A 13,410-nucleotide genomic window follows, 5' to 3' on the forward strand; every position below is an offset into this window, starting at 1 on the left:
AATTCATCAATTCAGTAGCTTTGAAACCATGAAAGATTACAAAAAACATTTTATACTCGCGGCCCCGCCTGAAGAAGTATATGCGGCACTGACCAATCCCGCCACCATTCAGCTGTGGACAGGCGAAGTAGCTGAAATGTCGACAGAGCCGGGTTCTGAATTCGCTTTATGGGAAGGAAGTATTGTGGGTAAAAACCTGGAATTTGAGCAGGACAAAAAGATTGTGCAGCAATGGTATTTTATGGACGATGAAGAGGAAGAAGAAGAAAATCCATCCATTGTCACCATCAAACTGCATCCATCTCCCAAAGGAACCGATGTGGAGTTGAAGCATGTGAATATTCCGGATGAAGCCTATGAAGATATTATTGCAGGCTGGAATGAGCAGTATTTTGGCTCGCTGATAGATTTTTATAAAGATTAAAATAAGCGGGGCCGGCTAAAAATGTGACCTTACCCCAACATTTTTAGCCGGTTTGTTATCCTCTTGTCTGGTAAGGAAAGCTGCTGTCCAGCCATTCAAAGCTCATTTCTTTCTCTACAATTTCATGCAGGGCCACATTGGTCAATCTTCCAAAATCATATACTGCCTCTATAATACCTGCCTGGCGTGGTGTGAGGTAAGGTGCATGTGTGCGCAGGAAGTTGCTGCAGTTTTCTTTCATGTTACCATGTGCAATCAGCGAAGGGTTCCTGGGATCCAGGTCTGTTACTGCTTCCAGCATTTGTAAAAAAATAAAGTCCTGCAGGTTTTTAGCCAGGATGCAGGCTTCATTGGAATCATGAAACACCTGTACAATGGGCACATCGTCGCCGTTTTGCAGGTTGAAGTAAAAAGCGAACCAATCGCCGGCGCCGCTCATGGCAAAGGGAACGAATTGATGTACAGGATCCGCAAAGAGCAGTCCTTCGTCCATTTCTTCATCCACCGTGGGCAGGGCCATTATTTCGAGATCGTTGGCGTATAGCAGTAAAGGCGGTGCAGTTTTAATAGCAGGGTATACTTTATCCAGCCAGTCTTCCCCAAACTCACCCCAGTTCAGCATACCATCCTTATATAATTGTTTATAGAGCGTAGGATAGGTAAATCCGTAGTCTTTTTCAAGTTCCTCCAGCATAGATTTTCTTTTAGCATCCCGATTGGACCGGCAAAATAGCTAAACTTTCGGAAAAACCCTTTCGTTCTGTCTTTTCAGCGGGTTCATAATAAAAGAGAGCAGGCTGCCGTCTTCCTTTAACTCCACCACCCGGAAACCGTGATAGCCAACTCCCCAGCTCCCCCCTACATGACCATCGAACAGGAATGGGATGGGGCAGTTATCGAGCATTTTTACGCTGTCCTGGTCATGGTCATGCCCGTTGAAGATGGCCCTGATATTCGGATACTTCCGGATGAGCTGTTGAAAATCCTGGCAATCCAGCCCGTTATCTGTCCATTTTACCGGGGTAATATGTAAGAAGATGAATATATTTTGAGCTGTTTTATATTGTTCGAGCTTTTGTGTGAACCAATCAACATCGGGGCAGATGTATTTTCCTTTCTCATCAGCGGTGTTGCCAAGGAGGATAACATGGTTGCCCATTACGACATCGTGGTTGAGTGGCATTCCCCAGGCCTGTTCCCAGGCGGCGGCCGGCACCATGTCGTGGTTACCGTGGGTAACCAGCAGTTTGGGATGCAATTGCTTCAGTTTGGCGGCGGCAGGCAGCAACAGGGCAGGATCGTTGTGAATAATATCCCCGTTGAGCGTAAAAAATTCGCAGGGATATTGATGCTGGTATTGGTTAAAAGCGGTTTGCAGATCCAGGAAATACTGGTCGTAATTGGTTTTAGGCTCGCCGTAGTGCCAATCGGACCCCACCGCGAAGCGGAAAACGGTTTTACTGTCGAAGTGCCGGGGCGTTACGGCGTTAACTATTTTGCCGCAGGCAGAAATCACTACTGCTGCGGATACTCCTTTTAAAAACAGGCGTCTGTTCATCATAAAATAAAAATAAACTTTCCGGGCAGTCAATTATTTCATTGCCAAATGCTTAACCAAAATATAAATTTATATATACGCAACGAGAAATTCAAAACTTTCAATCCGTTCAGAAAGAATTGTAATAATATTGTTAAAGTGTAGTAAACGATCAATTTATTCTCCCTGCATAAGTGTTTTGATTGTAACTTTGCACCTCGAATAAAAATGGGGTTATGTTTAGAAGCAAGAGTACAGCTGGAACAGGTCCGGATGTGGTTTTAATCGGCGCCGGGATCATGAGCGCAACACTTGGAATGCTCCTCAAAGAGCTGGAACCTGAGTTAACCATTGCAATTTTTGAACGACTGGATGTGGCAGCTGCAGAAAGTTCCGATGCATGGAACAATGCGGGCACAGGACACTCTGCATTTTGCGAGTTGAACTACACGCCACAGAAACAGGATGGATCAGTAGACATTAAAAAAGCGGTGAACATTGCAGAGCAATTTGAAGTATCCCGCCAGTTCTGGTCCTACTTGGTAGAAAATAACATCATTTCCAATCCGCACAATTTTATACAGGCTGTTCCCCACATGAGTTTTGTTTGGGGAGAAGAGAATGTGGATTACCTCAGAAAGCGCTACAATGCCCTGCAACAGTGCCATCTGTTTAAAACGATGGAGTATTCTGAAGATCCGGAAAAGCTGAAAAACTGGATGCCCCTGGTAATGAAAGGCCGCGATGCCTCCCAGAAAGTAGCGGCTACCCATATGGAAATGGGTACAGACGTAAACTTTGGCGCATTAACCCGTGCTTTATTTAACCATCTCGCAAAAATGGATGGTGTAAGCATGCACTTCAACCATGATGTGCGCGACTTTAAAAAAGAAGACGACGGCAGCTGGACCATCAAGGTGAAAAACCGTGGTACACGCGAAAGACAATCCATCAACACTAAATTCGTATTCATTGGCGCCGGCGGCGGTTCCCTGCCGTTGCTGGAAAAGTCGGACATTCCGGAAGGAAAGGGTTTCGGCGGTTTCCCGGTAAGCGGACAATGGCTGCGTTGCAATAATCCTGAAATAATTGAACAGCACCGTGCAAAAGTATATGGCAAAGCCTCTGTAGGCGCGCCTCCTATGTCGGTGCCGCATCTCGATACCCGCATGATAGACGGACAAAGAGCTTTGCTGTTTGGCCCTTATGCGGGATTCTCCACCAAGTTCCTGAAGAATGGTTCTTTCATGGACCTGCCTTTATCTATCAAAGCCAACAACATTGTACCAATGGTGTCTGCCGGCTTGGATAATATTCCGCTGACCAAATACCTGATTGCACAGGTAAGACAGAAGCCGGAAGACAGGCTGGAGGCGTTAAGGGAATATTTCCCCGAAGCTAAAATGGAAGACTGGGAACTTGAAATTGCCGGACAGCGTGTACAAGTGATTAAGAAGGATCCTGAACATGGCGGTATCCTGGAATTTGGTACCGAAGTGGTAAGTGCTGCCGATGGCTCCATTGCAGCGCTGCTGGGCGCTTCTCCCGGTGCATCTACCGCAGTATCCATCATGCTGAACCTGCTGAAACGTTGCTTTAACGAAGACGTTGAAACCGAAGCATGGCAGATCAAACTGAAGAAAATGATCCCGTCCTACGGACAGTCGCTCCTGAATAACCCTGCCCTCTGCGATGAGCTGCGTACCTGGACTACCCAGGTGCTGGAACTCGGCGAAATGGAAATGGCGCAATAATATTCCTCCAATAGTTGGATATTTTATTCCTTCTCCCGGAATAAAATATCCAACTAAAAAAATACCAGCTTCCGGTAAAATCATCCCATTCCGGACCAGTTTTTTTATAGACATTTATGTGAATTGAGTAAAGATCGGCGCGATAAGCGCTTATTTTTAAACCCTTTTTGCAATCGTTTGCATAACCGACAATACTTTCCACATGACGTTTATGAAAAAACTCACGCTATTCCTGATGGTGCTGTTATCCGCAGCTTCTCTTCACGCACAGAACACCCTTACCCGCGACCAGCGCATGCAATGGTGGCGCGAAGCCCGCTTTGGCATGTTTATCCACTGGGGCGACTATGCCGTACTGGCCGGCAACTACAAAGGCCACCAGGTAGGCCGCGGCGGCGAATGGATCATGAACCGTGGCAAAATACCGGTACTGGAATACCAGCAATACGCTAAACAATTCAATCCCGTTAAATACAACGCCGACACCTGGGTAAAAACAGCCAGGGACGCCGGTATGAAGTATATCGTGATCACCGCCAAGCACCACGACGGCTTTGCTATGTTCAAATCTGCCGCCAGCAAATGGAATATTGTGGATGCCACTCCTTATGGTAAAGATGTACTGAAGCCGCTGGCTGCCGCCTGCAAGAAATACGGCATCAAACTCGGCTTCTATTATTCCCAGGCGCAGGACTGGAACAACCCCGGTGGTGCCGCGGCCCGCAAAGTAGCCACCGAAGGCTGGCCCAACCCCGATTCTGCCAAAATAGATGCTTATACCCAGGCACACACCGGCCACTGGGACCCTTTGCAAACCTCCGCTACCATGTCGGACTACATCACTAAAGTAGCCGTACCCCAGGTAAAAGAACTCCTCACCAACTACGGCGAAGTAGCCGTGCTGTGGTGGGACACCCCTACCAATATGACCGACGAATACGCACAGCAACTACAGGATGTGCTGAAGCTGCAACCCAATATCATTACAAACGACCGCTTAAAAAGACCCAACTTCCCCGGCGATTATAAAACACCGGAACAAAAGATTCCCAACCAGTCGGAGCTGGATGGCAGGGATTGGGAAACCTGCATGACCATGAACGGCACCTGGGGATATAAAGACTACGACCAAAAATGGAAAAGCACGGAAACGCTTATACGAAACCTGGCAGACATCGCCTCCAAAAACGGCAACTACCTCCTCAACGTAGGCCCTGATGCGCTGGGACAATTCCCTGAGGGTAGTCTTGCTGCCCTGAAAGGAATTGGCCAATGGATGAAAGTAAATGGCGCCTCCATATACGGCACACAAGGCAGCCCGCTGCCACCCCTGGAATGGGGCCGCTGCACCCAAAAAATAAAAGGAGCCACCACCACGCTATACCTGCACGTTTTCAACTGGCCAACCGATGGTAAGCTGTATGTTCCTGGTATAAAAGGAAAAGTAAACAGCGCCCGCCTGCTGTCAAACGGCCAGCAACTCTCCACCACCGGCAACGCAGAGGACCTCGTGATCTCCGTTCCCGCAACGGCACCGGACCCTATTGACGCGGTGATCGCGGTAACCCTGTAGCGAAGGTTGTCTTTCTCAGGATTACGCTGATTATACTGATTTTTGGGATTTTGTTTTTTTTGATTTTGTTTTTTGATTTTTAAAGATCAGGGAAGACAGCAGCGGATATTTTGCTTTTATCTTCCCTAATCTTTAAAATATTCGCTGATATCTCCCCCAATCCTTTATAAAATCAAAAAAAACAAAATCCCAAAAATCAGTATAATCAGCGTAATCCTGAGAAAGACAAACTCCGCTCACCCCGCTAATCCGCCCAGCATGCTGAACAGGATGATGCCCAGTACCAGGAGTGTGATGCCTACGTACAGGTAGTCCTTCTCGATTAAAAAGGCGATAACGGAAAAGGCTATACGGATGATGGGTGTGGCAATCAATAATACGATGCCCAGCTGGATGATGTTCATGCCTTTATTTTCCATTACACCCTGCCAGATGCCGGGCAGGTTGGCTAAACCTTCTCTTACACCGGTAAAGTCGCCATAGGAAGGGTGTTCATGACCATGACGGACGAGGTAAATGACACCACCAATAAATACGATGATGCTGGAAACAATTACGCCTATACGCAGTTGTTTGCCGATGAGCTGCTGGATATCCTTATCCCGGAAGTACTTTGCGAGTGCCTGTTTCATAGTTATAATTTTCCGGTTATCCCATTATAGATCATCTGTAAGGCCAGTAATCCGATTACTACGCTAAAGACTATACGCAGTCCTTTCACATTGGCACGTGTCAGCAAGCGGGAGCCTGCAAAGGCGCCGGCCAGCACACCCAGTACTACCGGCATACATAAACCCGGAGAAATATATCCCCGTTGCAGGTATACCACCGCACTGGCAGCGGCGGTAACGCCGATCATAAAGTTGCTGGTAGTAGTAGACACCTTAAAAGGAATACGCATAATATTGTCCATTGCCATCACTTTCAGCGCGCCGGAGCCGATGCCCAGCAACCCGGACATGATGCCGGCGAAGGTCATCATAAAATAGCCGCCCGGTACGTGATGCACTTTGTAATTGACCATCTCACCGTCGGAGGGATAAGTTCCGTTGAGCCGTAGCTGCTCCGCTGCTTTGCTGTCGCTATGACCTGCCGGAAACTCCATTTTCTTACGGAAAGACATCACGGACGAGAAAATAAGGACCAGTCCGAAAATAATGGCTACGATATTGGTGGGCATATATACGGCTATCAGTGCGCCCACAACGGCGCCCGTGGTTGTGGCTATTTCCAGGAACATGCCCAGCCGGATATTGGTAATGCCCTCCTTTACATAAGCAGCCGCCGAGCCGGAAGAAGTGGCAATGGAGGCTACCAAAGCGGTACCAATGGCATACCGGATATCGGTATGAAATACCAGGGTTAGCAACGGGATGATCACAACGCCGCCGCCTAAGCCGGTCAGCGATCCCAGCAGCCCAGCCAAAAAGGCCCCGCCGAGGAGGATCAGGGTGAATAATAAAATCGTCATAAGATAGTTTGGTTGGTTTTAGACCGGATACCCGGGAATTACCAATACTGCCCGGTATCTGATGCTTACAAAAGTAAGCAGAATATGATTCTCGCAATCCGGCAATCTATAAGTAACTTGCAGCCTGACAATTAATCGTTTTTTATGATAAAGGTGGGTGAATACAACCTGTTAAGGGTGAAAAAAGAAGCTGATTTTGGTGTGTACCTCGAAGGCGTAGAACAGGAGATCCTGCTACCCACAAGGTTTGTACCCGACGGTACCCGTGTAGGCGATGAACTGGAAGTATTTCTTTACCATGATTCCGAAAACCGCCTGATTGCCACTACCCAACGCCCCTACGGGATTGCAGGGGATATTGTGATGCTGAAAGCGGTAAGCGTTACCAAACAGGGCGCTTTCCTGGACTGGGGACTGATGAAAGACCTGTTTGTGGCCTCTTCCCAACAGCTTACCCGCATGGCGCCGGGACAGGAATACCTGGTAAAAATATACATCGATGAGCTGACCGGCCGCCTTGCTGCCACAGAGAAAATTGACCGCTACCTCAGCAATGAAAACCTCACCGTACAGGAAAAAGACCAGGTAAACCTGGTGATTTACCGCCGTACCGACATCGGCTACGTGGTGATCATCAACAACCTGCATACCGGTATCCTGCATCACAACGAAATATTCCGGACCATTGAAATCGGTGATAAATTACCTGGCTTCATCCGCCAGATTAAAGACGATAAAATAGATGTAATCCTGGGTAAACCCGGATTTAATAAAGTAGAAGACGAGTCAGAGAAAATAATGCGGTTACTGCAGGAAAACAATGGCTACCTGCCGTATCATGATAAATCGACACCGGAAGAGATACAGGAGTTCTTTGGGATGAGCAAGAAAACATTCAAAATGACCATTGGCAACCTGTACAAGCAACGGAAGATCGTGTTTACACAAACAGGCATCAAAGCAGAAGAAGAGGATAAATAATATCAACGGCCGGTAAGTGCTGTAAAGCATTTACCGGCCGGTAGTTTATTCACTCTGGCTTTCTCCGTCAATAGGAAAACTTATCAGGAAAGTAGTCCCTTCTCCCAATATACTATCTACTGCAATGGTACCCTTATGCTGAAGTATAATATTCTGGGTAGCCGTTAATCCCAATCCCGTTCCTTTTGTTTTGTTGGTAAAAAAGGGCTCAAAAAGTTTCGCCAGGTTCTGCGGGGAAATGCCACTACCGTTATCGGTTATACGAATAAATACTTTCTCCGCGTCTTTCCATGTATTGATGGTAAGTTTTCCTTCCCCGGCTTTCATGGCTTCAATGCCATTGATAATAATGTTCAGAAAAGCGATGAGGATCTTGTCTTCATCCGCCAGGATCATACAATCCGGATCGCACATTTCCTTTACCACGTTAACGTTGCTTAACTGCAACCTGTCGTCCGCAAGATGCAGCGCTTTTTCCACCAGCATATTCAGTCCCAGTGGCAGCATATTCAGCTCCGACATCCGGGTGGACTGCAGTAATTCGGTGACCAGGTGATTGATACGATGGCAGTTGCGCTCCATAATATCCAGGTATAAGGTGGTATCTTCTGTTTCGGCCACCGGTTCCGTTTTAAGCTGGGAAACCGCCAGCAGGATGTTGGTCAGCGGGTTACGGACTTCATGCGCTATCAGGCGGGCAATGCGCCCGGTAATCGCGAATTTTTCCTGTTGCTGCTTTTCCCTTTCCTTCCGTTTGCGGGCGGTGATATCCTGGATAATGCACAGGTATAACTGCTTTTTTTCATCCAGCAGCGAAGCGTTGATCATTACATCGAGCTGTTGACCCAATTTGCTGCGGAATATATATTCCTTTTGCACCACACCTTCATCGCTGCACAGCTGGTCAAGGAAAGCGTTGATCACTCCTTCTTCCGCAAACAGGCCCTGGAGATGGCTGCTGTACAGCTCTGCTTCCTCATACTTTAATACATTAAGTGCAGCCGGGTTAGCCGCTACAATTTTGTGCTCACAGTCTGCCAGCAGGATGAGATCATTGGATTTTTCGAAGATGCTGAAATAGCGTTTTTCACTTTTTTCAATGGCCAGGAGGTGGCTGAATTTATCGAGGGTATAACGAATCGCCCTTTCCAGCAAGGCTGCGTTGATCTCGCTTTTTACCAGGTAATCAGACGCACCGGCCAGCATGGCTTCCTTGTCTATATGATAATCGCCCTTCCCGGTAAATAAAATAACGGGGGCTTTATATCCCAGGTTGCGGAAATGATGCAACACATCAATACCTGTATGAGCGCCAAGGCGATAATCTACCAGGTAAAGATCGTGTGCGCGTGCTTCAATTGCCAACAACCCTTCTTTGTAGGAAGAAACCCACTGCAAAACGTATTGATCGGGCGAAATATCCTGTAGTAAAGAGTTTACAAGGAAAAAATCATCTTCGTCATCGTCGATCATCAATATGTGCTTCTTACCATTTGTTATCATAAATGCCGGAAAAGTTAACCTATCCTCTTCAATAATCATGCACTAAAAAAGTCAGGTATCAATGTGGACATCTGAATCTTTTAATACCACGTTCCGGCGCGGAAGGAACCAGGCTGGTATCAGGGTTATCAACAGGATAAACAGGGAAATATGAAAACCCTGCTTCAGCGCCAGGTGATGGGCATAGTGGCCTTCCTGTCCGGCCAGTACATGTTTATTGTAGGCAGCCTGGGTTACAATGGCCAGCACTGCAATGCCTATGGCGCCGCCCACCTGTTGCATCAGGGTGCTGATAGATGAGGCCATTGTTACTTCGCTTGGCCGTACTGCGCTTAATGTTGCGGCATTGAGCGGGGCGAGCAAAAGCCCCATGCCCAACCCTCTCACTGTCATGGTGATGATCACGCCGGAAATAGTACTGCCTTTATCCAACAGGGCAAACAGGTACATGGATACCGCCAGCAACGCAATTCCCAGCATAGATATCTCCCGGGAGCCGTGTTTATCGGACCAGCGCCCGGCAAAAGGCATCATCGCCGCCATAAATACGGAATTGGGGAGTATCAGCAACCCCGACATCCCTTCTGAAAAACCCATCTGTTCCTGCAACAGGAACGGCATCAGGAATAAGCCGCCGAACAGCGCAGCCGACCTCGAAATAGTTACGAGGATACAACTCACAAAAGAATAATTGGCAAAGAGATCCAGGTTAATGATCGGCTCTTTTTTATGTTTGTCTATCCAGATAAAAACAGCAAACGCAATCAGGGCCACACCCAGTGTAGTCAGTATTTCGGGAGAAGTGATCCCTACTACTTCTGCCCGTGCCACACCATATTGCAGGCAAACCAGGAATATGGTGAGCATTACAAAACCGGTAAGATCAAATGGCAGTTTCAGCTTAGGCTGCTTCCGCAGTACATCCAGGTAACGGAAAGCGAGGATCACCGTAAGGATACCGATGGGAAGATTGATATAAAATATAGAAGGCCACCCGAACTTTTCAGTGAGTATCCCTCCCAGCGTGGGCCCCATGGCAGGCCCCACCAGGTTACCAAGTCCCCACCATCCGAGCACAGTGCCCCGCACCCTGGCGGGGAACACGTAAGAAATGATAGCCATAGAGGTAGGCGCCATAGCGCCGCCTCCCAGCGCCTGGATCACCCGGGCGGTGAGCAGGCTGTCCAGGCTGGTCGACAAGGCGCACATTAAAGATCCCAGGGTAAAAAGGGAGATGGCGCCAATATAGAGATTGAAAAAGCCAATCCTGTTTTTCAGCCAGTTGGTGAGTGGCATCAGTACGGAAAAACTGAGCATGTATACGGTAATCACCCATTCAATCTCGTCGAGCGTACAGTTAAACTGCCTGCTCATAACGGGAAGGGATATATTAACAATGCTGGAGTCTATTCCCGCCATAGTGGTGCCCATGATCACTACTATGAGGATGCCTGTCCGGTTGATATCTCTCATACCCGGTCTTTCATCATAAATATCAGCTGGGCTTTCGCCACAAAAGGATTCAGCGGATTACAATTAATCATGAACAGGTAAGTAGCCAGTTCCGATAACTGCCAGTCGGTGGTAAGTTCCCCATCCCGGAAGCAGTATACTTTCTTGAAATTATAGTCCACCGGGATGTTCAGGGCGGCACACGCATGCATGGCCCTGTCGAGCGGCTCCTGTTCCATGCCCGACTGGCCATATCCCATTTCCTGCATAATTTCGCTGGCGGTATACAGCAGGCGTGGGTTATTGAGTTGTGAAATCCGTTCTGTGGAAATCACTTCTTCCAGATAATCAAAAAGTTTAAGCATGGCCATTCTCATTTAATTGTGAAAGTTGCTGAAACAATTCTTTTTCCTTGTCGGATAGCTTTGCCGGTATATGTACCATTGCTTTGAGGTATAGATCCCCGGCAGTTCCGCTGTTGTCGTAAGCGGGCATCCCCTTGCCTTTTAACCGAAAAACCTTGCCGCTATCTGTTCCGGCCGGAATATTCATATTCAGGGAAGCGCCCGGTGTGTTTACGGTCAGCTTTCCTCCCAATACGGCAGTATACAAAGGCACTGCCAGATCTGTATAAATATCTTTTCCTTTCAGTTCGTATTGCGGGTTTGGCGCCAGTTGTACCGTAATGAGCAGGTCGCCGTTCTCCCCGCCTTTGCGGCCGGGGTTCCCTTTTCCCTTTAACCGGATCACCTGGCCTTCGTACAGTCCCGGCTTCAGCTTGATATTAAGCCTGCTGCCACCTACTTCTACCTGCCGGGTAGCGCCGGTATAAGCATCCTCCAGGGATACTTCCATGGTTGCCTGCACATCGCGGCCCCTGCCAGGGCCCTGCTGCTGCCGGCGGCCACCGCCGGCGCCTGAAAACCGGCTGCCAAAAAGCTGTTCAAAGAAATCGGAGAAGTTACCTTCACCACCGCCGAACATATCATCCATATCCCCGCTGCCATAAGAGTAGGTGCGGCGCTGCCCGCCGCCACCACCGTACTGCGACCAGTCGTAGTCTTCCGGCCGGCCTCCGTGCTGCTCGTAATATTTGTAGTTTTCGCCAAACTGGTCGTACTTCTTACGCTTTTCAGCGTCACTCAGCACCTCATAGGCTTCATTGATCTCTTTGAATTTATCTTCAGCGGCTTTATCATCGGGATTCTTGTCCGGATGATACTTCACCGCCAGTTTACGGTAGGCTTTTTTAATCTGTTCAGCTGTTGCCGTTTTCTCTATCCCCAAAATCTTATAATAATCCTTTACGTCCATAGCTCTAAAACATGTTAAGGTGATAACTTGTTTTATGAATTTACGAATTAACGGGGAAAAATAACGGGTAAACAGCCACAGCATAGCCAGCAGGGACTTACGCCGCCGTCCGGCAGGATGGTCAGCTGGGGAAGCGCAACTACAGCGTTCTATTTTTATGCAGATGATCAGAATTTGAAGAATGCGCTGAACTGAGCGCGGATATCATCGCCGGAATGATCATCCGTATTCACCCTTTTCCCATACAGTACTTCGCCGGCTATTTTAAAGAAAGAAGTGAAATAATAAGTGGTGTTAAAAGAACCGTAGTGCGTTGCTTTCAGTGTGCCTACGGGCATATCGAGATCCGGCGTGTTCAGTTGCAGGTAACCATAGCCGAGAGTAGATCCGAGACTCTTTGTCCAGAAATGATCGAAGTACAGCCAGGTAGCCAGCATGCTGATATTGCTGATGCTTTTATCATCTGCCGTTGCATATCCGTCGTATCCCTGCCCGCTGATATCTTCGCTGTATTTTGCATAGCCGCTGCCATAAGCAAACTGGAATTTCACATCATCGTTTTTAGCGAGATTAATATTTCCGGAGATATTAAAGGCGCCGCCTATACTTGTTTTCGTATCTGCGTCACTGTTTTTGTAATCGATCGGGTGCAGCAGGCCGGACAGCCGTACATGGCTGGCATTCTTTTTTCCAAAGTTTTTCTGAAAAGCGGCTGTTACATCCGGGTAGATGGTTTTGCTGCTCCAGGTGGAAGGAATGGAAATATCGCCACCGGGTTGTTCTGCAGAAACGGAGAAAGTCATTGATTCAGATATGGCCTGTGTAAAGCGCAGCTGTACCTGGCGTGTCCATACATAGGAATTGGGGCCCCAGTAATCCATGATGTTAGGCCAGTTATCACCATCCATAAAGTTGCTCCAATACTGACCGAAGATCCATTTGCCGTGTTGAATATAAGCATGCCGCAATCTTGGCGCACCGGATAAATTACCCCACAGATCAAATTCCAGCACGGCTTTCAATGTGCGTCCTTTAGCGTCCGGAACACCAAAGGCAGAAAAAGCAAAACGGGACTGCCGTATGGTAAAGGCCGTGTTGCCATCACTCAACGTGGGCACCGTGATGGTAGATGGCTGCATGGCATGTATGTTGCCGATTTCGCTGAAGTCGTGGATAAAATCTGCCTGCACATACCCGCTGAACTGCAGCCGGATGCCCTTTACATCCGTAAAAAGAAAGCCCTGCGTTTTCCCGCCCTCAATCATATTACGGGTAAGTCCCTTTCCGTTTTCAGCAGTATCTGTTTGTGCATGCGCCTGCGCCGCCCACAAAAGAATGGATATAACGTAAACGACCAAACGTAAATAACGGGTAGGGGTATCTGTCACGGTGTATCTCATT

13 protein-coding genes are annotated in these 13,410 nt (G+C 48.0%); 4 read left to right on the forward strand and 9 right to left on the reverse strand.

Going from position 1 to position 13,410, the window contains the following annotated elements; translation table 11 throughout:
- The first annotated feature begins 28 nt into the window (after positions 1–28).
- Positions 29–424, forward strand: coding sequence for an SRPBCC domain-containing protein (locus AB6805_RS18675; protein WP_079469530.1), 396 nt, complete (start codon positions 29–31; stop codon positions 422–424).
- Positions 425–479: 55 nt separating this feature from the next.
- Here the strand turns inward: AB6805_RS18675 and AB6805_RS18680 are convergent, their stop codons facing one another.
- Positions 480–1,118, reverse strand: a complete 639-nt coding sequence (locus AB6805_RS18680; protein ID WP_370910964.1) for an SMI1/KNR4 family protein — start codon at positions 1,116–1,118, stop codon at positions 480–482.
- Between the two features lie 39 nt (positions 1,119–1,157).
- Positions 1,158–1,985, reverse strand: a complete 828-nt coding sequence (locus tag AB6805_RS18685) for a metallophosphoesterase (RefSeq protein WP_370910965.1) — start codon at positions 1,983–1,985, stop codon at positions 1,158–1,160.
- A gap of 212 nt (positions 1,986–2,197) precedes the next feature.
- Between AB6805_RS18685 and AB6805_RS18690 the strand changes: the two genes are divergently transcribed.
- Positions 2,198–3,715 (forward strand): malate:quinone oxidoreductase, encoded by a 1,518-nt coding sequence (locus AB6805_RS18690; RefSeq protein WP_370910966.1) that lies wholly within the window; start codon positions 2,198–2,200, stop codon positions 3,713–3,715.
- A gap of 211 nt (positions 3,716–3,926) precedes the next feature.
- Positions 3,927–5,288 carry an alpha-L-fucosidase gene (locus AB6805_RS18695; protein WP_370910967.1) on the forward strand — a complete coding sequence of 454 codons (1,362 nt, stop codon included), beginning with the start codon at positions 3,927–3,929 and terminating at the stop codon, positions 5,286–5,288.
- Positions 5,289–5,524: 236 nt separating this feature from the next.
- On the opposite strand, the gene AB6805_RS18700 is transcribed toward AB6805_RS18695, so the two are convergent.
- Both AB6805_RS18700 and AB6805_RS18705 read right to left on the reverse strand, forming a co-directional pair.
- A complete protein-coding gene (locus tag AB6805_RS18700; protein ID WP_370910968.1) occupies positions 5,525–5,920 on the reverse strand; it encodes a DUF1634 domain-containing protein in 396 nt (131 codons plus the stop codon).
- A gap of 2 nt (positions 5,921–5,922) precedes the next feature.
- The gene (locus tag AB6805_RS18705) at positions 5,923–6,759 is read right to left on the reverse strand and encodes a sulfite exporter TauE/SafE family protein (RefSeq protein WP_370910969.1); all 837 of its coding nucleotides are present in this window, start codon (positions 6,757–6,759) and stop codon (positions 5,923–5,925) included.
- A gap of 144 nt (positions 6,760–6,903) precedes the next feature.
- On the opposite strand from AB6805_RS18705, the gene AB6805_RS18710 reads away from it, so the two are divergent.
- Positions 6,904–7,740: a S1 RNA-binding domain-containing protein gene (locus AB6805_RS18710; protein ID WP_370910970.1), complete on the forward strand. Its 837-nt coding sequence runs from the start codon at positions 6,904–6,906 to the stop codon at positions 7,738–7,740.
- A gap of 45 nt (positions 7,741–7,785) precedes the next feature.
- On the opposite strand, the gene AB6805_RS18715 is transcribed toward AB6805_RS18710, so the two are convergent.
- The 5 genes from AB6805_RS18715 to AB6805_RS18735 form a co-directional block, all read right to left on the reverse strand.
- Positions 7,786–9,243 carry an ATP-binding protein gene (locus AB6805_RS18715; RefSeq protein ID WP_370910971.1) on the reverse strand — a complete coding sequence of 486 codons (1,458 nt, stop codon included), beginning with the start codon at positions 9,241–9,243 and terminating at the stop codon, positions 7,786–7,788.
- Between the two features lie 51 nt (positions 9,244–9,294).
- Positions 9,295–10,716 (reverse strand): DHA2 family efflux MFS transporter permease subunit, encoded by a 1,422-nt coding sequence (locus AB6805_RS18720; protein ID WP_370910972.1) that lies wholly within the window; start codon positions 10,714–10,716, stop codon positions 9,295–9,297.
- The gene (locus tag AB6805_RS18725) at positions 10,713–11,060 is read right to left on the reverse strand and encodes a hypothetical protein (RefSeq protein ID WP_370910973.1); all 348 of its coding nucleotides are present in this window, start codon (positions 11,058–11,060) and stop codon (positions 10,713–10,715) included. The genes AB6805_RS18720 and AB6805_RS18725 overlap by 4 nt, the downstream gene beginning before the upstream one ends.
- The gene (locus AB6805_RS18730) at positions 11,053–12,009 is read right to left on the reverse strand and encodes a DnaJ C-terminal domain-containing protein (RefSeq protein WP_370910974.1); all 957 of its coding nucleotides are present in this window, start codon (positions 12,007–12,009) and stop codon (positions 11,053–11,055) included. The genes AB6805_RS18725 and AB6805_RS18730 overlap by 8 nt, the downstream gene beginning before the upstream one ends.
- A gap of 167 nt (positions 12,010–12,176) precedes the next feature.
- The gene (locus AB6805_RS18735; RefSeq protein ID WP_370910975.1) at positions 12,177–13,409 is read right to left on the reverse strand and encodes a DcaP family trimeric outer membrane transporter; all 1,233 of its coding nucleotides are present in this window, start codon (positions 13,407–13,409) and stop codon (positions 12,177–12,179) included.
- Position 13,410 lies beyond the last annotated feature (1 nt).

This window comes from Chitinophaga sp. RCC_12, from assembly GCF_041360695.1.
Lineage (GTDB): Bacteria > Bacteroidota > Bacteroidia > Chitinophagales > Chitinophagaceae > Chitinophaga.